General features: G+C 69.3%; 20 protein-coding genes, 1 tRNA gene, 1 pseudogene and 1 riboswitch. Of the genes and pseudogenes, 14 read left to right on the forward strand and 8 right to left on the reverse strand.

Features of this window, described 5'->3' with window-relative positions; translation table 11 throughout:
• Positions 1-11: 11 nt before the first annotated feature.
• From TSH58p_RS24110 to TSH58p_RS24130, 5 genes and pseudogenes are all read left to right on the forward strand, one after another.
• Complete coding sequence (locus TSH58p_RS24110; RefSeq protein WP_109469502.1) at positions 12-2,792, forward strand: DUF4159 domain-containing protein; 2,781 nt, start codon at positions 12-14, stop codon at positions 2,790-2,792.
• Positions 2,789-4,888 (forward strand): glutamine amidotransferase, encoded by a 2,100-nt coding sequence (locus TSH58p_RS24115; RefSeq protein WP_109469503.1) that lies wholly within the window; start codon positions 2,789-2,791, stop codon positions 4,886-4,888. Before TSH58p_RS24110 ends, TSH58p_RS24115 begins: the two co-directional genes overlap by 4 nt.
• A 79-nt stretch (positions 4,889-4,967) precedes the next feature.
• Positions 4,968-5,042, forward strand: a tRNA-Gln gene (locus tag TSH58p_RS24120).
• A 273-nt stretch (positions 5,043-5,315) separates the two neighbouring features.
• Positions 5,316-5,785 (forward strand): annotated as a pseudogene (locus tag TSH58p_RS24125) (transposase); the annotation flags it as partial.
• 450 nt (positions 5,786-6,235) lie between these two features.
• Positions 6,236-7,579, forward strand: a complete 1,344-nt coding sequence (locus tag TSH58p_RS24130) for a globin-coupled sensor protein (RefSeq protein ID WP_109469505.1) — start codon at positions 6,236-6,238, stop codon at positions 7,577-7,579.
• 73 nt (positions 7,580-7,652) lie between these two features.
• On the opposite strand, the gene TSH58p_RS33355 is transcribed toward TSH58p_RS24130, so the two are convergent.
• The gene (locus TSH58p_RS33355; RefSeq protein WP_158282675.1) at positions 7,653-7,814 is read right to left on the reverse strand and encodes a hypothetical protein; all 162 of its coding nucleotides are present in this window, start codon (positions 7,812-7,814) and stop codon (positions 7,653-7,655) included.
• Positions 7,815-8,032: 218 nt separating this feature from the next.
• Between TSH58p_RS33355 and TSH58p_RS24135 the strand changes: the two genes are divergently transcribed.
• Both TSH58p_RS24135 and TSH58p_RS24140 read left to right on the forward strand, forming a co-directional pair.
• Complete coding sequence (locus tag TSH58p_RS24135) at positions 8,033-8,425, forward strand: VOC family protein (protein WP_109469506.1); 393 nt, start codon at positions 8,033-8,035, stop codon at positions 8,423-8,425.
• A gap of 556 nt (positions 8,426-8,981) precedes the next feature.
• Entirely contained in the window at positions 8,982-9,251 is a 270-nt protein-coding gene (locus TSH58p_RS24140) for a ribbon-helix-helix domain-containing protein (RefSeq protein WP_109469507.1), read from the forward strand.
• Positions 9,252-9,536: 285 nt separating this feature from the next.
• Here the strand turns inward: TSH58p_RS24140 and TSH58p_RS24145 are convergent, their stop codons facing one another.
• The 7 genes from TSH58p_RS24145 to TSH58p_RS24175 form a co-directional block, all read right to left on the reverse strand.
• A complete protein-coding gene (locus TSH58p_RS24145; RefSeq protein WP_109469508.1) occupies positions 9,537-10,322 on the reverse strand; it encodes a 3-hydroxybutyrate dehydrogenase in 786 nt (261 codons plus the stop codon).
• A 68-nt stretch (positions 10,323-10,390) separates the two neighbouring features.
• Positions 10,391-12,352 carry an acetoacetate--CoA ligase gene (locus TSH58p_RS24150; RefSeq protein ID WP_109469509.1) on the reverse strand — a complete coding sequence of 654 codons (1,962 nt, stop codon included), beginning with the start codon at positions 12,350-12,352 and terminating at the stop codon, positions 10,391-10,393.
• A 48-nt stretch (positions 12,353-12,400) separates the two neighbouring features.
• Complete coding sequence (locus TSH58p_RS24155; protein WP_109469510.1) at positions 12,401-13,432, reverse strand: branched-chain amino acid ABC transporter permease; 1,032 nt, start codon at positions 13,430-13,432, stop codon at positions 12,401-12,403.
• 3 nt (positions 13,433-13,435) lie between these two features.
• Positions 13,436-14,323, reverse strand: coding sequence for a branched-chain amino acid ABC transporter permease (locus TSH58p_RS24160; RefSeq protein ID WP_109070443.1), 888 nt, complete (start codon positions 14,321-14,323; stop codon positions 13,436-13,438).
• Positions 14,324-14,483: 160 nt separating this feature from the next.
• Positions 14,484-15,686, reverse strand: a complete 1,203-nt coding sequence (locus tag TSH58p_RS24165; protein WP_109070444.1) for an ABC transporter substrate-binding protein — start codon at positions 15,684-15,686, stop codon at positions 14,484-14,486.
• Positions 15,687-15,744: 58 nt separating this feature from the next.
• Entirely contained in the window at positions 15,745-16,467 is a 723-nt protein-coding gene (locus tag TSH58p_RS24170; RefSeq protein WP_109070445.1) for an ABC transporter ATP-binding protein, read from the reverse strand.
• The gene (locus TSH58p_RS24175; RefSeq protein WP_040134438.1) at positions 16,460-17,224 is read right to left on the reverse strand and encodes an ABC transporter ATP-binding protein; all 765 of its coding nucleotides are present in this window, start codon (positions 17,222-17,224) and stop codon (positions 16,460-16,462) included. The genes TSH58p_RS24170 and TSH58p_RS24175 overlap by 8 nt, the downstream gene beginning before the upstream one ends.
• A 290-nt stretch (positions 17,225-17,514) precedes the next feature.
• Positions 17,515-17,731: riboswitch (cobalamin riboswitch) on the forward strand.
• Positions 17,732-17,768: 37 nt separating this feature from the next.
• On the opposite strand from TSH58p_RS24175, the gene TSH58p_RS34495 reads away from it, so the two are divergent.
• The 7 genes from TSH58p_RS34495 to cobJ all read left to right on the forward strand — a co-directional run bounded on the left by TSH58p_RS34495 (position 17,769) and on the right by cobJ (position 26,282).
• The gene (locus TSH58p_RS34495) at positions 17,769-17,891 is read left to right on the forward strand and encodes a hypothetical protein (protein ID WP_256380085.1); all 123 of its coding nucleotides are present in this window, start codon (positions 17,769-17,771) and stop codon (positions 17,889-17,891) included.
• 54 nt (positions 17,892-17,945) lie between these two features.
• Positions 17,946-19,019, forward strand: a complete 1,074-nt coding sequence (gene cobW / locus TSH58p_RS24180; protein ID WP_109070446.1) for a cobalamin biosynthesis protein CobW — start codon at positions 17,946-17,948, stop codon at positions 19,017-19,019.
• 242 nt (positions 19,020-19,261) lie between these two features.
• Positions 19,262-22,702 carry a cobaltochelatase subunit CobN gene (gene cobN / locus TSH58p_RS24185; protein WP_109070447.1) on the forward strand — a complete coding sequence of 1,147 codons (3,441 nt, stop codon included), beginning with the start codon at positions 19,262-19,264 and terminating at the stop codon, positions 22,700-22,702.
• A complete protein-coding gene (gene cobG / locus TSH58p_RS24190; RefSeq protein WP_109070448.1) occupies positions 22,699-24,126 on the forward strand; it encodes a precorrin-3B synthase in 1,428 nt (475 codons plus the stop codon). Before cobN ends, cobG begins: the two co-directional genes overlap by 4 nt.
• Positions 24,116-24,757: a precorrin-8X methylmutase gene (locus tag TSH58p_RS24195; RefSeq protein WP_109070449.1), complete on the forward strand. Its 642-nt coding sequence runs from the start codon at positions 24,116-24,118 to the stop codon at positions 24,755-24,757. Before cobG ends, TSH58p_RS24195 begins: the two co-directional genes overlap by 11 nt.
• Complete coding sequence (locus TSH58p_RS24200; RefSeq protein WP_109070450.1) at positions 24,754-25,506, forward strand: precorrin-2 C(20)-methyltransferase; 753 nt, start codon at positions 24,754-24,756, stop codon at positions 25,504-25,506. The genes TSH58p_RS24195 and TSH58p_RS24200 overlap by 4 nt, the downstream gene beginning before the upstream one ends.
• Positions 25,503-26,282 (forward strand): precorrin-3B C(17)-methyltransferase, encoded by a 780-nt coding sequence (gene cobJ / locus TSH58p_RS24205; protein WP_109070451.1) that lies wholly within the window; start codon positions 25,503-25,505, stop codon positions 26,280-26,282. Before TSH58p_RS24200 ends, cobJ begins: the two co-directional genes overlap by 4 nt.
• Positions 26,283-26,303: the final 21 nt, after the last annotated feature.

Genomic DNA, 26,303 nt, shown 5'->3' on the forward strand with positions numbered 1-26,303 from the left:
CGTAGACGCCGATGCTGGGTTTCGGACCGATCGCCTTTGCCGTCCCGTGGGTGCTGGCCGCCCTGGCCGTCCTGCCGGTGCTGTGGTGGCTGCTGCGCGTCACGCCGCCGGCCCCGCGGGTGGTGCGCTTTCCCGCCATCCGGCTGCTGCGCGACCTGACGGCGCGGGAGGAGACTCCCGCCCGCACCCCGCTGTGGCTGCTGATCCTGCGCCTGATCGTCGCCGCGCTGCTGATCCTGGCGCTGGCCGGGCCGCTGCTGAACCCGCGCGCCGCCCTGCCGGGCAGCGGGCCGCTGCTGCTGCTGGTCGACAACGGCTGGGCGTCGGGCCGCGACTGGACGAGCCGCCGCGCCGCCATGGAGGAGCTGGTGTCGCAGGCGGAGCGGCAGAACCGCCCGGTCGTCCTGCTGCCGACCGCCCGGCCCGCCGGGGGCGAGGCGGTGAAGGCCAGCCCGCCCCTGCCCGCCTCGGAAGCCCGCCGCCTGATCCAGGCGCTGGAGCCGCACCCCTGGCCGACCGACCGCGCCGGCGCGCTGGAGGCGGTGCGCGGCCTTGCCGCGCGGGGCTCCGCCCACACCGTCTGGCTGTCGGACGGCATCGGCGACCGCACCGCCCGCGGCCTCGCCGAGACGCTGCAGCGCATGGGCTCCCTTGAGATCCTGGACGATTCCGCGGAGAAGCCGCCCCACCTGCTGCTACCCCCGTCGTCGGAGGGCGCCGGCCTGTCCGCCCGCGTGGTGCGCGCCGACGCTTCCCGTCCGGAAAGCGTCACCGTGCGCCTGTCCGGCGCCGACGGTCGGCTGCTGACCCGCCAGCCAGTCGCCTTCGACGCCGGGCAGCTCACCCGCGAGGTGCGCTTCGAGGTGCCGGCGGAGTTGCGCAACGACGCCGCCAGCCTGCGCGTGGAGAACGACACCACCGCCGGGGCCACCGTCCTGCTCGACGAGCGCTGGCGCCGCCGCCCGGTCGGGCTGGCCTCGGGCCGCGCGAGCGGCGAGAACCAGCCGCTGCTTTCCGACCTGCACTATCTGGAACGGGCGCTGGCCCCCTACAACGAGGTGCGCCGCGGCGAGCCGGACGAGCTTCTCAAGCGCGATCTCGCGGTGCTGGTCCTGTCGGACATCGGCGCCCTGACCGGGCAGGAGGCCCAGACCATCGAGGATTGGGTGCGCAAGGGCGGCGTGCTGCTGCGCTTCGCCGGGCCGCGGCTGGCCCAGAATCCCGACCGTCTGGTGCCGGTGCGGCTGCGCCTGGGCGACCGCGCGCTGGGCGGCGCGCTGTCCTGGTCGGAGCCGGCGAAGCTCCAGCCCTTCGACGGACGCAGCCCCTTCGCCGGCCTGCACATTCCCGACGACGTCGCCGTCTCGCGGCAGGTGCTGGCCGAGCCGGCGCTGGACCTCGCCGACCGCACCTGGGCGCGGCTTCAGGACGGCACGCCCCTGGTCACCTCGGAAAAGCGCGGAGACGGCTACATCGTGCTCGTCCACACCACCGCCAGCCCGGAATGGTCGAACCTGCCGATGTCCGGTCTGTTCGTCGACATGCTGCGCCGCCTGGTGACGCTGAGCGGCGGCGTCGCCGGGGGCGCCCATGGCGGCACGCTGGAGCCGCTGGAGGTGCTGGACGGCTTCGGCCGGCTGGTGCCGCCGCCGGCCGCCGCCTTCTCCATCGCCGGGGACGCCGGGGCCGACGTGCTCGGCCCGCGCCACCCGCCGGGCTTCTACGGCACGGAGGAGGCCCGCCGCGCCCTCAACCTGACCGCCACGCTGACGCGGATCGAGCCGCTGGGCGCCATGCCCGGCGGGGTCGCCCGCGGCCCCTACGGCACGCGGGGCGAGGTGGCGCTGAAGCCGGCGCTGCTCGGCATCGCGCTGTCGCTCGCCATGATCGACCTGCTGATCGCCCTGGCGCTGCGCGGCCTGCTCGGCGGCTGGCGGTTCGGCGGCAAAGGGGGGGGCGGCAAGGGGTTTGGCGGCAAGGGGTTTGGCGGCAAGCGCCACCGCGCCGGGGCCGCCGCCGCGGTCCTGCTGACGCTGGGCGCAGCCCTCCCCATGGCCGCGGCGCCCTGGAACCCCGCCCGCGCCGACGACGCTCAGTCGACCAAAGTGACGGCGGAGACCTACCTCGCCTATGTGCGCACCGGGAACGGGGCGGTGGACGACACCTCGCGCGCCGGTCTGGAAAGCCTCGTGGACGTGCTGACCCGCCGCACGGCGGTGGAGGCCGCCGGGGCGGTGGGCGTCGATCCGGAAACCGACGAGCTGGCCTTCTATCCCCTGCTCTACTGGCCGGTGTCCGGCGGCCAGCGCGCGCTGAGCGATCACGCCCGCGCCCGGCTGAACGAGTACATGCGCAACGGCGGCACCATCCTGTTCGACACGCGCGACCAGTCGGCGGGCGCGGTCGGCGGCAACCAGGCGCTCCAGGGCATGGTGCAGGGGCTGGACATCCCGCCGCTGGCTCTGGTCCCGCCCGACCATGTGCTGACCAAGTCCTTCTACCTGCTGAACGATTTCCCCGGCCGCTACAACGGCGGCAATCTGTGGATCGAGGCGCGCGAAGGCCGCGCCAACGACGGCGTCTCCCCCGTGCTGATCGGCGGCAACGACTGGGCCGCCGCCTGGGCGGCGAACCGCAACGGCCAGCCCCTCTACGCCGTCGTCCCCGGCGGGGAGCGGCAGCGGGAGATGGCCTACCGCTTCGGCGTCAACCTCGTCATGTACGCGCTGACCGGCAACTACAAGGCCGATCAGGTCCATGTGCCCGCGATCCTCGAGAGGCTCGGCCAGTGACCCTGCTTGACGGAACCTCCATCGCTCTGGCGCCGCTGCTGCCCTGGGTCTTCCTGGTGCCGCTGTTCGTGGTGGCGCTGGCGATCCTGGCTCTGGCCGTCTTCCGCCGCGCGCGCGGCGTCTGGCTGCGCGCTCTGGCGGTGGCGGTGCTCGCGCTGGCGCTGATCAACCCGTCGCTGGTGCAGGAGAAGCGGGAACCGATCAAGGACGTGGCCGTCGTCGTGCTCGACGCCTCGCCCAGCCAGAACATCGGCGACCGCCGCGCCCGCGCCGAGGCCGAACTGGAGCGCCTGACCGAGCGTTTGAAGGCCTTCGACGACCTGGAACTGCGGGTGGTCCGCGCCGGGGATGCGGAATCCGGCGCCTCCGCCATCAACGAGACGCACCTGTTCGACGCGCTGAACCGCGCCATGGCCGACGTGCCGCGCCGCCGCATGGCCGGGGCGGTGCTGATCACCGACGGGCAGGTCCACGACGTTCCGGAAAACCTCGCCCGGCTGGCCGAGATCGGCCCGGTGCACACGCTGCTGACCGGCAACCGCGACGAGGGCGACCGCCGTCTGGCCATCGTCCAGGCGCCGGCCTACGGCCTCGTCGGCAAGCCGGTGGAACTGACCATCCGGGTGGACGACATGCCGCGCCGCCAGTCGGCCGACGCGGCGGTGACGCTGCGCCAGGACGGCGGGCCGCCGCTCACCATCCGCGTGCCGGTGGGCCAGGATTTCCACCTGGAACTGCCGGTCAACCACGGCGGCCAGAACGTGCTGGAGATGGAGGTCGAGGCGGCGCGGCAGGAGCTGACGCTGGCCAACAACCGCACCGCCGTGGTGGTGAACGGGGTGCGCGACCGCCTGCGCGTGCTGCTGGTCTCCGGCGAACCGCACGCCGGCGAGCGGACGTGGCGCAACCTGCTGAAGGCCGATCCGTCCGTCGATCTCGTGCATTTCACCATCCTGCGCCCGCCGGAGAAGCAGGACGGCACGCCGATCCGCGAGCTGTCGCTGATCGCCTTCCCGATCCGCGAGCTGTTCGAGATCAAGCTGGACGAGTTCGACCTGATCATCTTCGACCGCTACCGGCGGCGCGGCGTGCTGCCGCAGATGTATCTGGAGAACATCGCCGAGTACGTGCAGAAGGGCGGCGCCCTGCTGGAGGCCTCCGGCCAGGGCTACGCCACGCCGCTGTCGCTGTTCCGCACGCCGCTGGGCCAGGTGATGCCGGCGGAGCCGACCGGGCAGGCCATCGACCGCCCCTTCAAGCCGACCGTGACGGAGGTCGGCCGCCGCCACCCGGTGACCGCCGGCCTGCCCGGCGACCGTCCGGACGGCGAGCCGAGCTGGGGCCGCTGGTTCCATCAGGTGGAGGTCGTGCCGGGCAATGGCGCGGTGGTGATGAACGGGGCCGACGACCGGCCGCTGCTGATCCTCGACCGTGTCGGCAAGGGCCGGGTGGCGCAGTTGGCCTCGGACCAGATGTGGCTGTGGAGCCGTGGCTTCGAGGGCGGCGGCCCCCAGGCCGAGCTTCTGCGCCGCCTCGCCCATTGGCTGATGAAGGAACCGGAGCTGGAGGAGAACGACCTGCGCGCCCATGTGGACGGCAACCGCATCACGGTGGAGCGCCGCTCCCTCGAGCCCGACCCGCGCGGCGTCACCCTTACCACCCCCTCCGACGAGACCCGCACGTTGGAAATGACCGAGGACCGCACGGGCCGCGCCAGCGCCACGGTGGTTGCGGGCGAGCCGGGCATCTACCGCATCACCGATGGTGAGCGCACGGCTCTGGCCGTGGTGGGCGCCGTCAACCCGCCGGAACTGGCCGACGTGCGCTCCACTGGCGACCGCCTGTCGGGCGTCGCCAACGAGACCGGCGGTGGGGTGCATTGGATTTCCGACACGGAGGGGGGCGTGCGCCCCGGCATCGACGTGCGCCGCACCCGCCCCGACCGGACGCAGACCGGAGACGACTGGATCAGCCTGCGCGCCAACGGCGATTTCACAGTGACGGGGGTGTCGGAGGTGCCGTTGCTGCCGGTGGGCGCGGTGCTGGCCCTGGCGCTGGGCGCGCTGTTGATGGCTTGGCGTCGCGAGGGTCGGTAAGGGTCAACGAAGCTGTTGCAATCGGGCCGGGTTTCCGATTATGGTCCCGACCCTTCCGGCGCTGATCGCGCCGTTCGGTTGGGGCGTCGCCAAGCGGTAAGGCAGCGGTTTTTGGTACCGCCATTCCCAGGTTCGAATCCTGGCGCCCCAGCCAACCTAACCCACTGATTTTGCTCTCTTTTCGGGTTGGTTGGGGTTTCTTTTCGTGTGCATCAGGCTGTGCACACACGGCAATCGAACCCCTTGAGAGTACTCACTTTATAATTTTATACGAGAGTTTCCGGTGCACACCATGTGCACACCGATGAGCCCGAATTTAGCCAGACGCCGCCCTTCCGGCGGCATCTGGGGACTCGAAAAACATCCGTCCACACCAGCTTTGCGCGCCTGAAAAGAAGGATTGATGGCCGTTGAGTGGGCTGTGGCTGAGTGGCTGGCCGCCGAGGTCTGGGATCGGCTGCTGCGGATGTTCTTGTAGGAGTTGACCTGGGCCAAGCAGATCGACTGAAGCCGGGCCGCGCTGGACAGCGCCAGCATGCCGGCGAAAAGGGGGGCGAGGGAACAGGGGCGAACCCGACGGATCGTGAGCGGCCGGGAACCAAGCGCCATGTCCTCACCGACCGCAACGGCACCCCGCTTGCCGTTCGCCTGACCGGCGCCAACCGCCACGATTCCATCATGGTGGAAACCATGCGGGATGCCGCACCGCGGCTCCAAGACCCACGCGGGCGGCCCCGCCGGCGGCCGGCCAAACTGCACGCCAACAAAGCCTACGACCACCGGCGCTGCCGGCGCGAGTGCCGCGAGCGCAGCGCCATTCCGCGCATCGCCCGACGCTGTGCCGAGGACAGCAAGCGCCTCGGTCGGCACCGCTGGGTGGTCAAGTGCACGCTCGCCTGAACCAGCCGATTCCGCCGCCTCACCGAGGTGTCAGGATCATAAGTAGGCATTGCATTTTATCACGCATTTTATATAGTTGCCCCTGCAGCGACGGATTGGACCCCCGCCAGGAAATCCAGCGAAGCTCTGCGGAAGCCCGCCTCAGAGATCCTGGGGCGGGCTTTCCTGTTGAGGCGGGAAGCGAGCGCTTCGAGTCTGGACGCCCCTCACTTCCGCAACACGTTCATTGGGATTGTTCTAAACAAATCGCACTTTGCGGGGCTGGCTCCCAAAATGCGAAACGCCTTGGCTTCGTCCCTTCACATGACAAACTGCGCGCGAATTTTCATCAAGTATTATTGGATATCCGCAAGCGCCGGTAGCGGCATCATTCTTGCTGAATCACGCATAAGTCTCGATTGCCGGATCAATACATGATCCGCTCAGATAAGAAATTCCGAGGGAACAATGCGCAGTAACGAAGTTGACATGCATAGACGCCTTAAGACTTTTGGCATCTCCGATACGGACATCCATAGCCTTCGCTCCAATGAAGCTTTTGCAGAGCGTGATTTGCCCCGCCTTTTGGAGGATTGGCATAACCGCTTCGCACAATGGCCAGAGATCCACGCCACCCTCATGAAGCCTGAGGTCCACACGCTGCGGGTGGCGCACTGGGTCCGGGTGGCGGCTGGGCGGTTCGATGACGGTTTCACCGAATCAGCCCAGCGACTGGCTGAGGTGTTCTATAACAACGGCGTCCCAAGCTATGCAGTCGCCATCTGTCACTACACCGTCATTCAAGAAATTGCGGATACACTCAAATTAAAAGTCAGTCCGTCACGGTTCTTTGGGGGCGCCGAAGCCGATCGCAAGGCGGACCTCCGCAACACCCTGAACAAGATTTCCTGGATGAGTCTTGAGATTTTGCTTGAAACCTACGCTGAAGCGGAACGGCGCACCCGATTGGGAGTGCTGAATGAACTGGCTCTGAGCTTCGAGCAGGAGATCAAAGGCGTCGCCCAGGATTCAGGCGCCAAGTCGCTGGAAATGCAGTCGGCGGCCGAGCGCATGGCGGAGCTTGCTTCCCGCACCACCCAACGGTCGTTGGACGTCGCGAGCGCGGCTGGACAGGCCTCGATCAATGTCCAGACGGTGGCAAGCGCATCGGAGGAGGTTAGCGCGTCCATCGGCGACATCAGCCGACAGGTCAGCATCTCCTCTCAGATCGCCCAGGAAGCTGTGGCCCAAGCAGATGCCACGACCAGCACCGTCAAAGGCTTGATCGACGCCGCGCAATGTATCGGGGATGTCGTCGGCCTGATCCACCATATCGCCTCGCAGACCAACCTGCTGGCGCTGAACGCCACCATCGAGGCCGCCCGCGCCGGCGAGGCCGGCAAGGGCTTCGCCGTCGTCGCCAACGAGGTGAAGGGCCTCGCCAACCAGACCGCCCGCGCCACCGAAGAGATTGTCGCCCAGATCACCGCCATGCAGACCGCGGCCCGCGGGTCGGCGGCAGCGATCACCGACGTCGGCGCCACAATCAACCGGATCAGCGGGATTGCGACGGCGGTCGCCGCTGCTGTGGAAAAGCAGGCGGCGGCGACGCTGGAGATCACTCGCAACATTCAGGAAGCGTCGAAGGGTACGCAGAGCGTCAGCCTCATCATCGGCGAGGTGACGCAAGCCTCGGTGGATACAGGCACATTGTCAGCCGGCATTCTCTCCGCCTCCGGCATCATGCATAAACAAGCTGGCACGATGTCCCAGCGGGTCGACACGTTTCTGGAGCGCATCCGCGCCGCGTGATCTCGGCAAACCGGCAAAGATCAGCACCGCGCATGGTCGATAGGAACGGCGGGCTGGACTGGCGCTAATGCAGTCAATCCAGCTCGTCCGCCGGGATGTCCGGCAGGTCCATCATCAGGCCGGCGAGCGCGTTCGGGCTGTTGCCGCAGACCTCGATTCGGCCCGAGCGGATGAGGTCGTGGCGGACCTGCGCGGTCTGCCCGCTGTTCGGCGCGAGCCGCAGGGTGTGGTTCACCGGGGGGCTGAAGGTCGAGGGATCTCGGTCGCTGGGACTCCGGGAGAGGAAAAGCCGCCGAGCGGCATGCCGGGCGGCTGGTGGGTGAAACCTCGGTGATGTAGGCTCTGGGCAGTCCGCGAAGACGTTTCGGACGTTGGGTGGCGGGGGAGCCTCGGCTCAGCACGCTGCCAAGACGATCTCTGCGCAGTGGTGCAGAAACAGGAACGGCGCATCGAATGAAGACTCTTCGCATCGACCACATCGTTCTGACCGTTTCAAGCATTCCGGTTGCCTGTGAGTTTTACAGCCGGGTACTTGGAATGGAAGTCGTCACCTTTGGCGAGGGACGAAAAGCGCTCACATTCGGCAACCAGAAGATCAATTTGCATGAGGCTGGCCGGGAGTTTGAGCCGAAGGCCGCGCGACCGACGCCGGGAGCCATCGACCTCTGTCTCATCGTTGAACCCGGCATCGCCGAGATTGCCGCCCATTTGAATGCTCAAGGCGTTGAGATTGAAGAGGGGCCGGTGCTCCGCACTGGTGCGACAGGCCCGATTCGTTCCGTCTATTTTCGTGATCCGGACAGCAACCTGATTGAGGTATCGGAGTATATGACCGCAGTCCAATAGCGCGAGGCATCCGCATCATTCAGCTTCGACCACAGAAGCCGGTCGAGAACGCTGGTTGGATCCCGATGGCCCGATGGATCGCTCTGTTCGCCGAAGCGACGGAGATTCTGGAAGTCAGCCAGCGGCAGGGCGACGCCCATCTACCCGATGACCGGTGGCAGGTGCGCGACCTGAAACAACTCAGCTCCCGCGGCCTTTGCTTCACAAGCCTTGCCCCCTGCGGCGTGGGTGCAACACGGCAACGGCCCGATCTTCGATTCCCGTTCTGGGTGGTGCGACTCGGCCTTCCGATATGAACGCCATGGGCTGTATCAGCGTGCCCGGCGCCGGACACCGACACTCTGGGTGGATCGGCACGCTGCATGGAAAGTCGAGCCGTCCTATTCGGCGCTGTCATTATCCGATGTTCTTCGCGGAACAGTGGCAGCCTTCCAGCCAGCTTAGGCCCTGCGGCATGAACCCCTGCGTTTTATGTGAAGTTCATCACATGTTTTTCGGCTCGAACTCCGCGACGCTTCACACATAAGAGTGCAACATGTCGCGCAGCGGACGAACCATGTCATCCAAGAAGCTCAGAAACGTCTACGTCGCCGGAAAGCGCACCAGCATGCGGCTGGAGTCCGCCTTCTGGGAAGGGTTGGAAGACATTGCGCGGATGGAGAGCCTGACCTTAGGCGAGCTGTGCAACCGCCTCGCCGAGCGGTTGGGGTCCGTGGATGCCAGCAACCTGTCCAGCGCCGTACGGGTCTACGTGCTGGAGTACTTCAGGGCGGCCACGCCGAGGCAGGAAGAGGCTCGCTGCGAAATGGCCATCGCGGCAGAGTAACGGCCCCGAACATGAGATGACAGGGCCCGGACACGCGAAGGGCGCCCGAAGGCGCCCTGGTGCGGTGTTGCGGAGAAACAGAAAGCGCTCTCGGAAGAAGGATAGGATGCCGGCTTCCCGCCGGCCGGAACCGCTGCACGGTGGAACGCCGGCTGGCTCGGTTCGGCCGCTTCCACCGCGTCGCTCCGCCATGATCGGCGCGCCGGCATCCTCGCCGCCGTCCACCATGTCGCAGCCGGCGTCATCGGTTGGCGCCTCGTCCAGACATGGTTTCGTCACACGCCTCTACTGCGCGGTCCAGCCGCCGTCCATCAGCAGGCTGGCGCCGGTCATCTGCGCCGCCGTTTCGGAGCACAGGAAGACCGCCAGCCCACCCAGCTCGTCCGGCGTCACGAAGGCGCCGGAGGGCTGCTTGGCGCCGAGAAGCTCCGCCTTCGCCTGCGGCTCCGGGATGTTCTTGGTCGAGGCGATCGCGTCGATCTGCTTCTGCACCAGCGGGGTCAGCACCCAGCCCGGACAGATGGCGTTGCAGGTGACGCCGGTACCCGCCGTCTCCAGCGCCACCGTCTTGGTCAGCCCGACCACGCCGTGCTTGGCGGCGACATAGGCCGCCTTGTTGACCGACGCGACATGGCCGTGCACCGAGGCGATGTTCAGGATGCGCCCCCAGCCGCGCCGCTTCATGCCCGGCAGGGCGTGGTGGATGCCGTGGAAGACGGCCGACAGGTTGAGAGCGATCACCGCGTCCCAGCGCTCCGCCGGAAACTCCTCCACCGGGGCGACGTGCTGGATGCCGGCGTTGTTCACCAGCACGTCGACGGAACCGAAGGTCTCCTCCGCGTGGCTGATCAGCGCGGCGATCTCCGCCGGCTTCGAGAGGTCGGCGCCGTGATAGCCGACGCGCACGCCGAACTCCGCCGCCAGACCGGCGCGCAGCTCCTCGATGGCGGCCGCGTCGCCGAAGCCGTTCAGCACCACGTCCGCCCCGGCTCCGGCCAGCGCCCGCGCGATGCCCAAGCCGATCCCGCTGGTCGAGCCGGTGACCACCGCGACCTTCTGAGTCAAGGTCATGGCTTATCCTCTGTTGTCTTGATGGTTTGGGTGCCCTCCCCCCGTCCGGGGAGAGGGCGGAACGGCGGTCAGCCTTCCAGCTCCGGGCGCTCGCGGAACTCGTCGAGCGCCATCGGATTGGCCAGCGCTTCGGTGTTCTTGATCGGGCGGCCGTGCACCGCGTCGCGCACCGCCAGTTCGGTGATCTTGCCCGAACGGGTGCGCGGGATGTCCTTGACCGCCACGATGCGCGCCGGGACGTGGCGCGGCGAGCAGTTCTCCTTGATGCGCTTGCGGATCGTGTCCTCCAGCGCCTTGTCGAGCGTCAGCCCCTCGCGCAGCACCACGAACAGGATGACGCGCACGTCGCCGTCCCACTCCTGGCCGATGCACACCGCCTCCAGGATCTCCGGAAGCTGCTCGACCTGCCGGTAGATCTCCGCCGTGCCGATGCGCACGCCGCCGGGGTTGAGCACCGCGTCGGAACGCCCGTAGATCACCCAGCCGCCATGCGCGGTGCGTTCGATGAAGTCGCCGTGCGTCCACACGTTGGGGAAGCGCTCGAAATAGGCCGCCCGGTACTTCGCCCCGTCCGGGTCGGCCCAGAAGCCCACCGGCATGCAGGGGAAGGGCCGCGTGCAGACCAGCTCGCCCTTCTCGCCGCTGACCGCGTGGCCGGCGTCGTCGAAGGCCGCCACCGCCATGCCGAGCCCCGCCGTCTGCAGCTCGCCCGCCCACACCGGGGCCGTCGGGTTGCCCAGCACGAAGCAGGAGACGATGTCCGTGCCGCCGCTGATCGAGGCCAGATGGATGTCGGATTTGATCGCCCGGTAGACGTACGCGAAGTTCTCCGGCATCAGCGGCGAGCCGGTCGAGGCGAGCGCCCGCAGCGTGTCAAGCCGGTGCGTGCGCATCGGCTCCAGCCCCGATTTCTCGGCCTGCTGGATGAACTTGGCCGAGGTGCCGAACAGCGTCATCCCCTCGGCGTCGGCGTAGTCGAACAGGATGTTGCCGTCCGGCGCGAAGGGCGAGCCGTCGTAGAGCAGCAGCGTCGCCCCGGCGGCCAGCCCGGAGACCAGCCAGTTCCACATCATCCAGCCGCAGGTGGTGTAGTAGAACACCCGGTCGCCCGGCTTCACGTCGCTGTGCAGCCGGTGTTCCTTGACGTGCTGGAGCAGCGTGCCGCCGGTGCCGTGGACGATGCACTTGGGCTTGCCGGTGGTGCCCGAGGAATAGAGGATGAACAGCGGGTGGTTGAAGGGCACCCGCTCGAAGCCCGGCTCCGCCGCCGCGAAGGGGGCGATGAAGTCCCCCCAGGTGACGCCGCCGCGGATGGCCGAGACGTCCGGCGTCTCGTTGATGTAGGGGATGATGACGGCGGCCTTGACGGTGGGCAGCTCGGTCAGCACCTGGGCGATCTTGGCGCGGACGTCGTGGCTCTTGCCGTTGTACCAATAGCCGTCGGGGGCGAAGAGGACGGTCGGCTCGATCTGGCCGAAGCGGTCGGTGATGCCCTGGGCGCCGAAATCGGGGGAGCAGGAGGACCAGATGGCGCCGAGGCTCGCCGTGGCGAGCATGGCGGCCAGCGTCTCGGGCATATTGGGGACGACGGCGGCGACGCGGTCGCCCTTGCCGACGCCGGCCGCCTTCAGGGCCTGCTGGAGGCGGGACACCTCGGCCTTCAGCTCGGCGCCGGACCAGCGGCGCTTGACCTTGTCCTCTGCCCAGAAGACGACCGCCTCGCCCTCCGGCGCGTTGGCGAGCATGTTCTCGGCGTAGTTCAGGCTGGCTTCGGGGAACCAGCGGGCGCCGGGCATCTTGTCACCGTCGGCGAGGGCGACGCCGCCGAGGTCGCCCTTGAGTCCGGCCCACTCCCACAGGAAGCGCCAGAAATCCTCCTTGCCGGCGACCGACCAGTCGTAGAGCGCGTCGTAATCGTCCAGCCGCAGCCCGAAGCGGGCGCTCGCGGCCTGCCGGAAGGCCGTCAGGTTGGAGGCGGCGACGCGCGCCTCCGACGGGGTCCACAGCGGCAGATCTGAAGGTTGATCCATCGTGCTGATCCTGGTTTTGGCTTTTTGTGTCGTTCGGTATCGTCGATCTTACCGCCGGCCGAAGCGGGCTTGAAGCTCGCCCACGATGCCGCGGCGGAAGACCAGCACGCAGACCACGAAGATGGCGCCGATCACCACCGGCACCGGCATGCTGGTGGCCGCCAGATAGCTTTCCAGCGTGACGACGATGGCCGCACCGACCACCGGGCCGAGCAGCGTGCCCATGCCGCCGAGCAGGGTCATCAGCACCACCTCGCCCGACATCTGCCACGTCACGTCGGTCAGCGAGGCCAGCTGGAAGACCAGCGCCTTGGTGCCGCCGGCCAGACCGGCGAGGCTCGCCGACAGCACGAAGGCCAGCAGCTTGTAGCGCTCCGTCCGGTAGCCGAGCGAGACGGCGCGCGGCTCGTTCTCGCGGATCGCCTTCAGCACCTGACCGAAGGGCGAATGGACGGCGCGCCACACCACCGCGAAGCCGACCAGGAACACCGCCAGCACGAAGTAGTACATGGACAGCGAGTTGTTCAGGTCGATCACGCCGAACAGATGGCCGCGCGGCACGGCCTGGATACCGTCCTCACCGCCGGTGAACTTGAGCTGCAGCGCCATGAAGAAGACCATCTGCGACAGCGCCAGCGTGATCATGGCGAAGTAGATGCCCTGCCGGCGGATCGCCAGCGCACCGAAGGCGAGACCCAGCAGGGCGGAGAAGCCCATGCCGAGCAGGATGCTGACCTCCGGCCCCAGCCCCCAGACCTTGGCGGAATGGGCGGTGATGTAGGCCGCCCCGCCGAAGAAGGCGGCATGGCCGAAGCTCAGGAGACCGGCGAAGCCGATCAGCAGGTTGAAGGCGCAGGCGAACAGCGCGAAGCACAGCACCTTCATCACGAAGACGGGGTACAGCACGAAGGGTGCCGCCAGCGCGATCAGCAGGCCGATGCCGAGGATGATGGCGTTCCGCGCGGTGTCCTGCCCCGGTCGGCGCAGCGCGATGGTGGTCGTCTGGGTGTCGGCCGTCTTGATGCCGGCCGCCTTGATTCCGGCCGCCTTGATTCCGGTCGTCTTGCTTTGGGTGGCCATGGCTCAGCGCTCCCGTCCGAAGAGGCCCGCGGGCTTGATGAGAAGGACGATCGCCATCACGACGAACACCACGATGTTGGAGGCTTCGGGGTAGAAGACCTTGGTCAGGCCTTCCAGCAGCCCCAGCCCCAGGCCGGTGACGATGGCGCCGAGGATGGAGCCCATGCCGCCGATCACCACCACCGCGAAGACGACGATGATCAGGTTGGAGCCCATCAGGGGCGATACCTGATAAATGGGTGCCGCCAGCACGCCGGCCAGTCCGGCCAGCGCGACGCCGAAGCCGTAGGTGGCGGTGATCATCACCGGCACGTTGATGCCGAAGGCCTGGACCAGCACCGGATTCTCGGTGGCGGCGCGCAGATAGGCGCCGAGCCGCGTCCGCTCGATGGCGAACCATGTCCCGAAGCAGACGATCAGGGAGGCGACGACGACCCAGCCGCGGTAGTTGGGCAGGAACATGAAGCCCAGGTTCTGACCGCCCTTGAGCGCGTCCGGGATCGGATAGGGCTGTCCCGACACGCCGTAGAAGTGGCGGAAGGCGCCTTCCATGATCAGGGCGAGGCCGAAGGTCAGCAGCAGCCCGTAGAGATGGTCGAGCTTGTAGAGCCGCGACAGCATGGTCTTTTCCAGCGCCACGCCCAGCAACCCGACGATCAGCGGCGACAGTCCCAGCGCCCACCAGTAGCCGAGGCCGAGCTTCGTCAGCAGCAGCCACGCCACGAAGGCGCCGATCATGTAGAGCGCGCCGTGGGCGAAGTTGATGACGTTCAGCATGCCGAAGATGACCGCCAGCCCAAGGCTGAGCAGCGCGTAGAAGGACCCGTTGATGAGGCCGAGCAGAAGCTGGCCGAACAGGACCTGGGGCGGCACCCCCAGCAAGTCGAACATGACCGTCCCTCCCTGTGTATCGGACTTTTGATTTTTTGATTGGGTGCTTGGGGTGGGCCCCCCACCCAACCCTCCCCCGCTTCGCAGGGGAGGGCTCAGATTCCCTCCCCCGCCCAGCGGGGGGGGGTTAGGGTGGGGGCCCGCCCCGAAGCTCAGAACCTTACTTCACCAGCGTGCAACCGCTCTTGGCCGGGTCGAGGAACGCCTGCTCGGCCGGGATCGTCTTCACGATCTTGTAGTAGTCCCAGGGGGCCTTGGACTCGCCCGGGGTCTTCACCTGGGCCAGATACATGTCGTGGAACATGCGGCCGTTCGCGGCGATCTTGCCGTTCTTGGTGAACATGTCGGTGACCGGGGTCTCGCGCATCTTGGCCGCGACCTTGTCCGGATCGTCGGAGCCGACCGCCTCGACCGCCTTCAGATAGTGGCGGACGGCGGAGTAGACGCCGGCCTGGACCATGGTCGGCTTGCGGCCGGCCTTGGCCTCGAACTTCTTCGTCCACTCCCGGGTCTGCTCATCCATGTCCCAGTAGAAGCCGGTGGTCAGCAGCAGGCCCTGGGAGGCCTGGAGGCCCAGCGCGTGGATGTCGCTGATGAACAGCAGCAGGCCGGCGAGGCTCTGGCCCGACTGGGTGATGCCGAACTCCGACGCCTGCTTGACGGCGTTGGTGGCGTCGCCGCCCGCGTTGGCGAGGCCGATCACGTCGGCCTTGGAGGCCTGGGCCTGGAGCAGGTAGGACGAGAAGTCGGCGTTGCCCAGCGGATGGCGGACGTTGCCCGCGACCTTGCCGTCGAGCTGCTTGACCATCTTCGAGGTCTCATCCTCCAGCGAGTGGCCGAAGGCGTAGTCCGCGGTGATGAAGTACCAGTTCTTCTTGCCCTGCTCGACCAGCGCGCGGGCGGTGCCGGCGGCCATGGCGTAGTTGTCGTAGGTCCACTGGAAGCCGTAGGGGCTGCAGGACTTGCCGCTGAGGTCGGTCGAGCCCGGGCCGGACATCAGGAAGATGCGCTTCTTGTCCTTGGTGATGCCCTGGACGGCCAGCGCGGCGGCGGAGTTCGGCACGTCGGCGATGACGTCCACGTTGCCGGCGTCGATCCACTCGCGCGCCGTGTTGGCGGCGATGTCGGCCTTGTTCTGGTGATCGGCGACGACGATCTCGATCGGCGCGCCGGCGATCTTGCCACCGAACTCCTCGGCCGCCAGACGGGCGGCGATGGCGGAGCCTTCGCCGGCGAGGTCGGCGTAGATGCCGGACCGGTCGTTCATCACGCCGATCTTGATCACGTTGTTGGAGACCTGGGCGTGCGCGGCCCCGGCGGTCAGCGCCAGCAGTGCGGTCCCGCAAAGCAACGTCTTGAGCATTTCGAACTCCCTTCGATTGGCTTTGTTTTGAGTGTTTTCGGCAGAGGGGGTGGCTTGGTCAGACACCCAGATAGGTGTGCAGCTTGTCCATGTTCTGGGCGAGCTGGTCGTTGGGGATCATGTCCACGACATGGCCTTCCTCCATCACGTAATGGCGGTCGGCGATGGTCGCGGCGAAGCGGAAATTCTGCTCGACCAGCACGATGGTGAAACCGCGCTGCTTCAGCTTGCGCACCGCCACGCCGATCTGCTCGATGATGACGGGGGCGAGTCCCTCGGTCGGCTCGTCGAGCAGGATCAGGTCGGCGCCGGTGCGCAGGATGCGCGCGATCGCCAGCATCTGCTGCTCGCCACCCGACAGGCGCGTGCCCTGGGTGGTGCCGCGGCCCTGGAGGTTGGGGAACAGCTCGTAGATCTGCGGCACGGTCATGCCGCCCGACTTCACCACCGGCGGCAGCATCAGATTCTCGTCCACGCTGAGCGAGGAGAAGATGCCGCGCTCCTCCGGCACATAACCGATGCCGAGGCGGGGAATCTTGTGCTGCGCCATGCCGATCAGCTCCTTGCCCTGGAAGCGGATCGAGCCGTTGCGCTTGCCGACGATGCCCATGATCGAGCGCATGGTGGTCGTCTTGCCGGCGCCGTTGCGGCCGAGCAGGGTCACCACCTCGCCCTGGCGCACGTCGATGTTGACGCCGTGCAGCACATGGCTCTCGCCGTAGAAGGCCTGGAGATCGCGGATCTCCAGCATGGCCGTTTTCACATTCGCGCCGTCAGGCATGGCCCACCTCACCCGTCCCCATGTAGGCCTCCATGACCTGAGGGTTGCGCGATACGACGTCGTATGCGCCCTCGGCCAGGATCTCGCCGCGGCGGAGCACGGTGATGGTGTCCGACAGATGGGCGACGACCGACAGGTTGTGCTCCACCATCAGGATGGTGCGGTCGGCGGAGACGCGCTTGATGAGGGCGGCGGTGCCTTCGATGTCCTCGTGGCCCATGCCGGCCAGCGGTTCGTCGAGCAGCATCACCTCCGGGTCGAGCGCCAGCGTGGTGGCGATCTCCAGCGCGCGCTTGCGGCCGTAAGGCAGCTCGGCGGCGGTGTGGCCGGCCCAGGGGGTGAGGTTCACCGCCTCGATCAGCTCCTCGGCGCGGTCGTGCAGGTCGTGCAGGCTGGCCTCCGGCTTCCAGAAATGGAAGCTGGTGCCGCGCGGGCGCTGCAGCGCGACGCGGACATTCTCCAGCACGCTGAGATGCGGGAAGACCGCGGAAATCTGGAAGGAGCGCACCATGCCGAGCAGCGCCACGTCGGCGGGCTTCATGGCGGTGATGTCGCGCCCTTTGTAGAGAATCTGGCCGCGCGTCGGCGTCAGGAACTTGGTCAGCAGGTTGAAGACCGTGCTCTTGCCGGCGCCGTTCGGGCCGATCAGCGCATGGATCGTGCCGCGGCGGACCTGGAGGTTCACCTCCTTCACCGCGATGAAGCCCTTGAACTCCTTCGAGAGTCCGCGCGCTTCCAAAATGATGTCGTCGGCCATGGGTGCCGCTTTTCCCTCCCTGTTCGTCCGCGTCGTCTGCCGGTCCGCGTTTTTGGTTAGTCTGATATAAGCACAGAACATGCCAACTGCGGGACTTTCGAACAAGCCCTTGAAATCGTTTATTTCCCCCTACACGACCGTGGGCCTCCCATACCGTCCGGAGTGTCAGCTTTCCAGACAGACTGTACCGATCTTCCGACACACCAACGGCGGCATGGGCGGAGCGTTCCGGGTTCGGCGGCACGGTTTCCGGGCGCCAAATGGCCGCTTGCAAATCGGGGGTCCGCCTGCAATTCTGCGCCTCCGACGGTGCCCCGTCCGCCGTGAAGGCGCGGGGATAATAGGGAATGCGGTGCGGACCCCGATGGGGTCCAAGGCCGCGGCTGCCCCCGCAACTGTATGCGGCGAGTCCGCCTCCGGAAATGCCACGGGCCGAGAGGCCGGGAAGGCGGGAGGCGCGACGACGACCCGCGAGCCAGGAAACCTGCCGCCGGACCGACACTCATCCAATCCGCCGGGTGTGGCGGAGACAGGGAACCAGATCATGACGCATCGCGCCGTCCTCAGTCCGTCCGCATGGCCGCTCCAGGCCGCCGCACCATCGCTGGCCATGGCGCTGGCCATGGCGCCGGCCATGGCGCTGGCCGCCGGGCGTCCGCTCCGCTGACCGGCGGACCGACCTTCCCCATCCCCTATTTCCCCTATTCTTAGGAGACGGCCGATGACCACCGGCCCGCTGACCGCCGGGAAGACCCCGGCCACCGTCATCACCGGCTTTCTCGGCGCCGGCAAGACGACGCTGATCCGCAGCCTGCTGGAGCAGGCCGGCGGGCGCCGTCTGGCGCTGATCATCAACGAGTTCGGGGACGTCGGCATCGACGGCGAGATCCTGCGCGCCTGCGGCGACCCGACCTGCAGCGAGGACGACGTGATCGAACTGGCGAACGGCTGCCTGTGCTGCACCGTCGCCGACGACTTCGTCCCGGCCATCGAGAAGCTGCTGGCCCGCCCCCAGCCGCCGGAGCACATCATCATCGAGACGAGCGGCCTCGCCCTGCCGAAGCCGCTCGTCCAGGCCTTCCACTGGCCGGCGATCAAGACGCGGGTGACGGTGGACGGGGTGGTCGCGGTGGTCGACGCCGCCGCCGCCGCGGAGGGCCGCTTCGCCCCCGATCCGGCGGCGCTGGCCGCCCAGGCCGCCGAGGCCGGGCAGGTCGACCACGAGACCCCGGTGGAGGAGGTGTTCGAGGACCAGCTTCTCTGCGCCGACCTGATCGTGGTGAACAAGACAGATCTGGTCGACGCCGCCGCCCTGGCGAAGGTCGAGGACCTGATCCGCGCCGCCATGGCGGAGGGCGGCATGGCTGAGGGCGGCGCTGGGCGCGAGCCCAAGATCCTGCGCGCCAGCAACGGCAAGGTCGATCCGGTGGTTCTGCTGGGCGTCGGGGCCGGGGCCGAGGACGACCTCGCCAACCGCCCCAGCCACCATGACGAGGAGGAGGGCCACGACCACGACGACTTCACCAGCTTCGTCGTGGAACTCGGCCCGCAGCCCGACCCGGCGGCCCTGGCGAAGACGCTGGAGCGGGTGGCCGCCGCCCATGGCGTGCTGCGCCTGAAGGGCTTCATCGACGTGCCGGGCAAGCCGATGCGGCTGCTGGTGCAGGGCGTGGGAACGCGCATCCAGACCCATTTCGACCGCTTCTGGAAGCCCGACGAGCCGCGCCGCAGCCGTCTGGTGGTGATCGGCGAGACGGGCCTGGACCGCGACGCCGTGACCGCGGCGCTGGGGTGATGCACCATTTGCCCTTCTCCCCTCCGGGGAGAAGGGATGGGATGAGGGGGCGGCCGCAAGGCCGACCACGCCGACTTATTGCAGTGCGTGGACGCCCTCGCGGGCGCCCCCTCACCCTAACCCGGTCGCTCGCAAGTCTCGCGCCCTCTCTCCGCCTTTGATCGCCTTCGGCGCTCAACCGGCCTTCGGCCGGCGGCTCCGAGCCCCGGAGGGGCGAGGGGACTTCTTTAAAGCTGTAGCCAATGCACCTACTCGCCGCCCGCCAGGAAGACCTCGACGCCGGCCCCCAGGCCGTGGACCTGGGGCAGAGCCCGGCGGACCTCGTCGTCCTGTCCTTCTCCGACAGCGACCTGACGGCGCTCGCCGCCTGCTGGAAGCGCCACCGTGACACCCGGCCCGCCGATCTGTTGCCGACCCTGCGGCTGGCGAACTTGGCGTGGCTGGGGCACCCGCTGTCGGTGGACCTCTACGTCGACTCCGTGATCCGCAAGGCGAAGCTGGTCGTTCTGCGGCTGCTCGGCGGGGCGGGCTACTGGCGCTACGGGCTGGACCATGTCGCCGCGGCCTGCCGGGAGTCGGGGGTGGCGCTGGCCGTGCTGCCCGGCTGCGCCCAGCCGAACCCCGCCCTGGAGGGCTACGGCACCGTTCCGGCCGAGGCGGCGCAACGGCTGTGGCGCTATTTCACCGAAGGCGGGCCGGACAACATCGCCAACCTGCTGGCCTACGCCGCCACGCTGGCCGGGCGGGAGCGCCCCTGGCGCGAGCCGGCGCCCGTCCCGCGCTTCGGCGTCTATGAGGGCTGGTCCGGCCAAGGTGCCGGGTCCTGCGCGCCGGTCGTCTTTTACCGCTCCCACCTGCTGGCCGGAGATCTGGAGCCGGTGCACGCGCTGTGCGACGCGCTGGCCGCGCGCGGCCTCGCCCCGCTGCCGCTCTTCGTGGCGAGCCTGAAGGAGCCGGACTGCGCCGCCTGGATGCGCGCCACCCTGACCGCCCGCGACGCCGCCGTCGTGCTGAACCTGACCGGCTTCTCGGCGGCGCGCGAGGACGGCTCACCGCTGGAAGCCAACGGCACGCCGGTGCTGCAAGCCGTGCTGTCCACCACAACCGAGGAGGGCTGGCGCGGCTCCGCCCGCGGCATGGGGCCGTCCGACCTCGCCATGAACGTCGTGTTGCCGGAGATGGACGGCCGCATCCTGACCCGCGCCATCGCCTTCAAGGCCGAAGGGGCGCCGGACCCCGATCTGGAGTTCGCCCCGACGCTGATCCGCCCGGTGCCCGACCGCGTGGCCTTCGCCGCCGATCTGGCCGCCGCCTGGGTGCGGCTGGGCGCCACGCCGCGGGCCGAGCGCAAGCTGGCGCTGGTGCTGTCCGACTATCCGGGGCCGGGCGGCGGCATTGGCCACGCGGTCGGCCTCGATACCCCGGCGAGCGTCGTCGGCATCCTGGAGCGGCTGCGCGCCGAAGGCTACGCGCTGGACGGGCTTCCCGCCGGCCCCGCCGCCCTGATGGAGGCGCTGACCGGCGGGGCCACCGCCGCGCTGAGCCTGGCCACGCTGAGCCTGGAGGACTACCGCCGCCTTGCCCCCGCCGAGGCCCGCGCCCGCATCGCCGCCACCTGGGGCGACGAGGAGGCCGACCCGCTGTCCTCTCAGATGGAAAACGGCGCGGCCTTCCGCTTCACCGTGCTGGCCTGCGGCAACATCGCCGTCGCCGTGCAGCCGAGCCGCGGCCATGGCCCACTGACCACAACCCAGCATCACGACCCGGAGACGCCGCCCAGCCACGGCTATTACGCCTTCCATCTCTGGCTCCGCCATGTCCTGGGCGTCCACGCGCTGGTGCAGGTGGGGGCGCACGGGACGCTGGAATGGCTGCCGGGCAAGGCCGTGGCGCTGTCCGCCGACTGCTGGCCGGAAATCGTCGCCGGTCCGCTGCCCTGCCTCTACCCCTTCATCGTCAACAACCCCGGCGAGGGCGTGCAGGCGCGCCGCCGGCTGGGCGCCGTGCTGATCGGCCACCTGACCCCGCCGCCGGTCGAGGCCGGGCTGCACGGCGACCTCGCCGAGCTTGAAACGGCCATCGACGAATATTCGATGGCGACCGGGCTGGACCCGCGGCGGCTGGGCACGCTGCGGCAGACCATCCTGGATCTGGCATGGAGTTCCGGCGTCGCCGCCGACTGCAACCTGCGGCCCGACGACGACCCCGACGCCATCCTCAGCCGCCTCGACGCCCATCTCTGCGACATCAAGGAGATGCAGATCCGCGACGGGCTGCACGTCTTCGGCACGACACCGGAGCCGGAGCGGCGTGCCCGCCTGCTCGCCGCCGTCGCCCGCTTCGGCGCGCCGGAGGACGTCGCCCCGGCGCTGGACGCCTGCGGCGAGGCGGAGATGGCCGCGCTGCTCGCCGGGCTGGACGGGCGCTTCGTGAAGCCCGGCCCTGGCGGCTCCCCGGCGCGGGGAAGGGCCGACACGCTGCCCACCGGGCGGAACCTCTACGCGCTCGACCCGCGCGGCGTGCCGACGCCGACCGCCTGGACGTTGGGCTGGCAGGCGGCGGACGCGCTGATCACCCGCTATCTGCAGGACCATGGCGACTGGCCGAAGCGGCTGGTGGTCGATTGCTGGGGCACGCCGGCCATGCGCACCGGCGGCGACGAGCTGGCCCAGGCCATGGCCCTGCTGGGCGTGCGACCGCTGTGGGAGAACGGCTCCGGCCGGGTCACCGGCTTCGAGGTGATGCCGGCCTCCGTCCTGGGCCGCCCGCGGGTGGACGTGACGCTGCGCATCTCCGGCCTGTTCCGCGACGTCTTCCCTCAGCAGATCGCCCTGTTCGACCAGGCCGTCCGCGCCGTGATGGCGGAGGACGAGCCCGACGACGTGAATCCCGTCGCCGCCGCGTTGCGCACCGACCGCGCTGAATTGGAAACCGGCGGCACCCCGGCGGTGGAGGCGGAACGCTGGGCCAGCGCGCGGGTCTTCGGCGCCGCTCCCGGCGCCTATGGCACAGCGCTGCCCGGAATGATCGCGCGGGGCGACTGGAGCGCGCGGGCCGACTTCGGCGCCGCCTATCTTGAGGGAAGCTGCCACGCCTACGGCAAGGGGCTGGAGGGCGTGCCGCTGCCCACCCTGTTCCGCCGCCGCATCGGCGGGGCCGACGCGCTGGTCCACCACCAGGACCAGCGGGAGCACGACGTCCTCTCCACCGACGGCTTCATGCAGTATGAGGGCGGCTTCTCCGCCGCCGCCGCGCTGGCCAACGACGACCCGGCCAACGACCCGGCGCTCTACCACCTCGACAGCTCCGAGCCGGAGAGCCTGACCGTCCGAACGCTGGGCGAGGAGATCGCCCGCGTGCTGCGCGGCCGGGCCGCCAACCCGCGCTGGATCGACGGCATGATGCGCCACGGCTACCGCGGCGCCGGGGAGCTGGCGGCGAGCGTGGACACGCTGTTCGCCTTCGCCGCGACCACCACGGCGGTGCGGCCCCACCATTTCGACCAGTTGTACGGCGCCTATGTGGACGACCAGCGGGTGTGGGACTTCCTGGCACAGTCCAATCCGGCCGCCGCCCGGCATATCCTGGACCGGCTGACCGAGGCCCTGGAGCGCGGTCTCTGGCACCCACGCCGCAATTCGACGGGCGACGATCTGCGCCGCCGCAAGGAGATGTCCGCATGAGCGCGATCACCCAGCCCAGCAATGCCCTGCCCCGCAACCCGCCGCGCCGGCGCGGCATGTGTCCCGGCGTTCTCGCCCCGATGGAGGTCGGCGACGGTCTGCTGGTCCGCGTGCGCGTCCCGGCGGGGGTGCTTCCCGCCGCCTCGGCGACGCGGATCGCGGAACTTGGGCGTCGTCACGGCAACGGTCTGGTCGATCTCAGCCACCGAGGCAACCTGCAACTGCGCGGCGTCGCCGCCCCGGACATGGCGGCGCTGATCGCGGAGCTTCGCGCGCTCGGCTACGTCTCGGACGATGCCGAGAGCGAGGCGGTGCGCAACGTGCTGACCTCGCCCACCGCCGGACTGGACGGGACGGCGGTGCTGGACGTGCGCCCCTACGCCCTGGCGCTCGACGCCCGGCTGGCGGCGGATCGCGCGCTGCACCGGCTTCCGCCGAAGTTCGGCTGGCTGGTCGATGGCGGCGGGCAGGCCACCCTGTTCGACAGCAGCACGGATGTCCGCTTTGACGCGGTAGAGGGGCCGCTGTTCCGCGTCGGGCTGGGCGGGACCTTCGAGGGCGCCGCTCTGCTGGGCCATTGCCGCCCCGACGATCTGGTGGAACTGGCGGCGGCGCTGGCGCGAGCCTTCCTGGAGCTTCGGCAGACCCTGGCCGAACCGCCGCGGCGCATGGCCGGGCTGGTCAAGGCGCTGGGGGTGGAGGCGCTGCGGGAGCGGGTGGCGGGGATGCTGACCGGCCCCCACCCTTCCCATGCTGCGCATGGGCCCCTTCCCTCCCCCGCCGGGCAGGGGAGGGAGCTTTCTCCCCCGCGAACCTCATTCCCTCCCCCGCCCAGCGGGGGAGGGTCAGGGTGGGGGCAAACGCCGCCCACCCGACATTTCCTCGGCCACCAACCCTCCTGGCCCCAACCCTCCTGGCTCGGCGTCGCCTTCCCCTTCGGCCGCCTCGACTGCGACCGGCTGGAAGCGCTGGCCGCCCTCACCCACGAGATCCGCATCACCCCCTGGCGCGCCCTGCTGCTGGCCGCCCCGCAGGACGGCGCCGCTGAACGAGCAACCGCCCTCGGCGGCATCCTCGACCACCAGGACATCCGCCTGAAGCTCACCGCCTGCAGCGGCGTCACCGGCTGCGACGTCGGCACCACCGACACACACGCCGACGGCCTCGCCATCGCGGCGCGCGCGGCGGGCTTGCTGGAGGCGGTGCGGATGGTGCATGTCTCCGGCTGCCCGAAGGGCTGCGCCCATCCCGGTGTGGCCGATGTCACGCTCACCGCGCGGGAAGGCGTCTACGACGTCGCGCTGAACGCCGCACCCGGCGGCACGCCCTGGCGGTCCGGCCTGACACCCGACGCCGCCGTAACCGCCGTTGCCTCTTTGTCTGGCGCCGATCTGTCTGTTGAGGAGTTGTCCCGTGTCCGCTGAGCCGCTTTACGACTACATCCGCGATGGAGCGGCCATCTACCGCCAGTCCTTCGCCACCATCCGGGCGGAGGCCGACCTGTCGGGCATCCCCGACGACCTGAAGCCGGTGGCGGTGCGCGTCATCCACGCCTGCGGCATGGTGGACGCGGCCAGGGATCTGATGTTCTCCCCCGACGTGGGAACGGCGGCGCGGGCGGCTCTGCGCGGCGGGGCGGCGATCCTCTGCGACAGCGAGATGGTCGCCCACGGCATCACGCGGGCGCGCCTGCCGGCCGACAACCCCGTCGTCTGCACGCTGCGCGACCCGGCGGTGCCGGAGCTTGCCAGACAGGTCGAGAACACCCGCTCCGCCGCCGCGCTGGAGCTGTGGGCGCCCCGGCTGGCCGGGTCCGTCGTCGCCATCGGCAACGCGCCGACCGCCCTGTTCAAGCTGCTGGAGATGATCCGCGACGGCGCGCCGAAGCCGGCGGCGGTGCTGGGCTTCCCCGTGGGCTTCGTCGGTGCGGCGGAAAGCAAGGACGCGCTGGCCGAGGCGCCCTTCGGCCTGCCCTTCCTGGCGATCAAGGGCCGGCGCGGCGGCAGCGCCATGGCGGCGGCGGCGGTCAACGCCCTGGCGAGCGACGTGGAATGAGCAACGAACCCCAAAGCACCGGCATCTCCACCGGCACCCTCTACGGCGTCAGCGTCGGCCCCGGCGACCCGGACCTGATGACCGTACGCGCCATGCGCACCATCGGCGCCTGCCCGGTGGTCGCCTATTTTTGCAAGCGCGGCACATCCGGTCAGGCCCGGCGCATCGCCGACGGCTGCATCACGGCGGAGCACATTGAGCTGCCAATGGTCTATCCGGTGACGGTCGAGCTGCCGCCGAGCCACCCCGACTATGGCCGCCAGATCGAGGCCTTCTTCGACGAGTCCGCCGAGCGGCTGGCCGAGCATCTCGCCGCCGGGCGCTCCATCGCCGCGCTGAACGAGGGTGACGCCTTCTTCTACGGCAGCTTCATGCATCTGTTCCTGCGGCTGGCCTCGCGCTTCCCGACGGAGGTGGTGCCGGGCGTGACCTCGATGATGTGCAGCGCCTCGCTGCTGCCGCGCCCGCTGACCCTGCGCGACGACGTTCTGTCGGTCATTCCCGGCACGCTGGGGGAGGAGGCGCTCCTGCGCGCGCTGCGCAACGCCGACGCCGCGGTCATCATGAAGCTGGGCCAGAACCTGCCGAAGGTCCGCCGCGCCGTGGAGGCCGCCGGGCTGGCCGACCGCGCCTGGTACATCGAGCGGGCAAGCATGGCGGAGCAGCGCGTCATGCCCTTCCGCGAGGCGCCGGAGACGGCCCCCTACTTCTCGCAGATCGTCATCCCCGGCGAAGGGCTGCGGCGATGACCGCCGATCCCCAGGCCGGATGGCTGAAGGTCGTCGGGCTCGGCCCCGGCACCGAGGATTGGCTGACGCCGGAGGCCCGGCGCGATCTGGCGGAGGCGACCGACCTCGTCGGCTATTTCCCCTATGTGGACCGCGTCCCGCCCGGTCCGCAGGTGCGCCACGCCTCCGACAACCGGGTGGAGCTGGACCGCGCCCGCCACGCCCTGCAACTGGCCGCGGAAGGCCGCCGGGTGGCGGTGGTGTCGGGCGGCGACCCCGGCATCTTCGCCATGGCCGCCGCGGTGTTCGAGGCGCTGGACGATCCGGCGGCACCCGCGGCGTGGCACCGCGTGCCGCTGTCGGTCGATCCCGGCATTTCCGCGATGCAGGCGGCGGCGGCGCGGGCCGGCGCACCGCTCGGCCATGATTTCTGCGCCATCTCGCTGTCCGACAATCTGAAGCCGTGGGAGGTGGTGCTGAAACGCCTGCGCTTGGCGGCGGAGGCGGATTTCGTCATCGCGCTTTACAACCCGATCAGCCGCGCCCGCCCATGGCAGCTCGGCGCCGCCTTCGACGCGCTGCGCGACCTCCGCCCGGCCGAGACGCCGGTGATCCTCGCCCAGGCGGTCGGCCGCCCCGACGAGGCGCTGACGGTCACCACGCTGGGCGCCGTGGACGCGGCGCAGGCCGACATGCGGACCTGCGTCATCATCGGCGCCTCGCACAGCCGGCTGGTGCCGCGCGACGGTGCGCAGCCGTGGGTCTACACGCCGCGCAGCTATGCGGTGCGGGGGTGAGGACGGTGTCGAAACGGGCCC

This window comes from Azospirillum sp. TSH58 (assembly GCF_003119115.1).
Lineage (GTDB): Bacteria > Pseudomonadota > Alphaproteobacteria > Azospirillales > Azospirillaceae > Azospirillum.

Bases quoted from the DNA above. Each gene is read 5' to 3' on its own strand.
- TSH58p_RS24110 (WP_109469502.1), top strand. From the start codon at position 12: ATGCTGGGTTTCGGACCGATCGCCTTTGCCGTCCCGTGGGTGCTGGCC.
- TSH58p_RS24130 (WP_109469505.1), top strand. From the start codon at position 6,236: ATGCGCAGTAACGAAGTTGACATGCATAGACGCCTTAAGACTTTTGGC.
- TSH58p_RS24135 (WP_109469506.1), top strand. From the start codon at position 8,033: ATGAAGACTCTTCGCATCGACCACATCGTTCTGACCGTTTCAAGCATT.
- TSH58p_RS24140 (WP_109469507.1), top strand. From the start codon at position 8,982: ATGTCATCCAAGAAGCTCAGAAACGTCTACGTCGCCGGAAAGCGCACC.
- TSH58p_RS24145 (WP_109469508.1), bottom strand. From the start codon at position 10,322: ATGACCTTGACTCAGAAGGTCGCGGTGGTCACCGGCTCGACCAGCGGG.
- TSH58p_RS24150 (WP_109469509.1), bottom strand. From the start codon at position 12,352: ATGGATCAACCTTCAGATCTGCCGCTGTGGACCCCGTCGGAGGCGCGC.
- TSH58p_RS24155 (WP_109469510.1), bottom strand. From the start codon at position 13,432: ATGGCCACCCAAAGCAAGACGACCGGAATCAAGGCGGCCGGAATCAAG.
- TSH58p_RS24160 (WP_109070443.1), bottom strand. From the start codon at position 14,323: ATGTTCGACTTGCTGGGGGTGCCGCCCCAGGTCCTGTTCGGCCAGCTT.
- TSH58p_RS24165 (WP_109070444.1), bottom strand. From the start codon at position 15,686: ATGCTCAAGACGTTGCTTTGCGGGACCGCACTGCTGGCGCTGACCGCC.
- TSH58p_RS24170 (WP_109070445.1), bottom strand. From the start codon at position 16,467: ATGCCTGACGGCGCGAATGTGAAAACGGCCATGCTGGAGATCCGCGAT.
- TSH58p_RS24175 (WP_040134438.1), bottom strand. From the start codon at position 17,224: ATGGCCGACGACATCATTTTGGAAGCGCGCGGACTCTCGAAGGAGTTC.
- TSH58p_RS34495 (WP_256380085.1), top strand. From the start codon at position 17,769: ATGACGCATCGCGCCGTCCTCAGTCCGTCCGCATGGCCGCTCCAGGCC.
- cobW (WP_109070446.1), top strand. From the start codon at position 17,946: ATGACCACCGGCCCGCTGACCGCCGGGAAGACCCCGGCCACCGTCATC.
- cobN (WP_109070447.1), top strand. From the start codon at position 19,262: ATGCACCTACTCGCCGCCCGCCAGGAAGACCTCGACGCCGGCCCCCAG.
- cobG (WP_109070448.1), top strand. From the start codon at position 22,699: ATGAGCGCGATCACCCAGCCCAGCAATGCCCTGCCCCGCAACCCGCCG.
- TSH58p_RS24200 (WP_109070450.1), top strand. From the start codon at position 24,754: ATGAGCAACGAACCCCAAAGCACCGGCATCTCCACCGGCACCCTCTAC.
- cobJ (WP_109070451.1), top strand. From the start codon at position 25,503: ATGACCGCCGATCCCCAGGCCGGATGGCTGAAGGTCGTCGGGCTCGGC.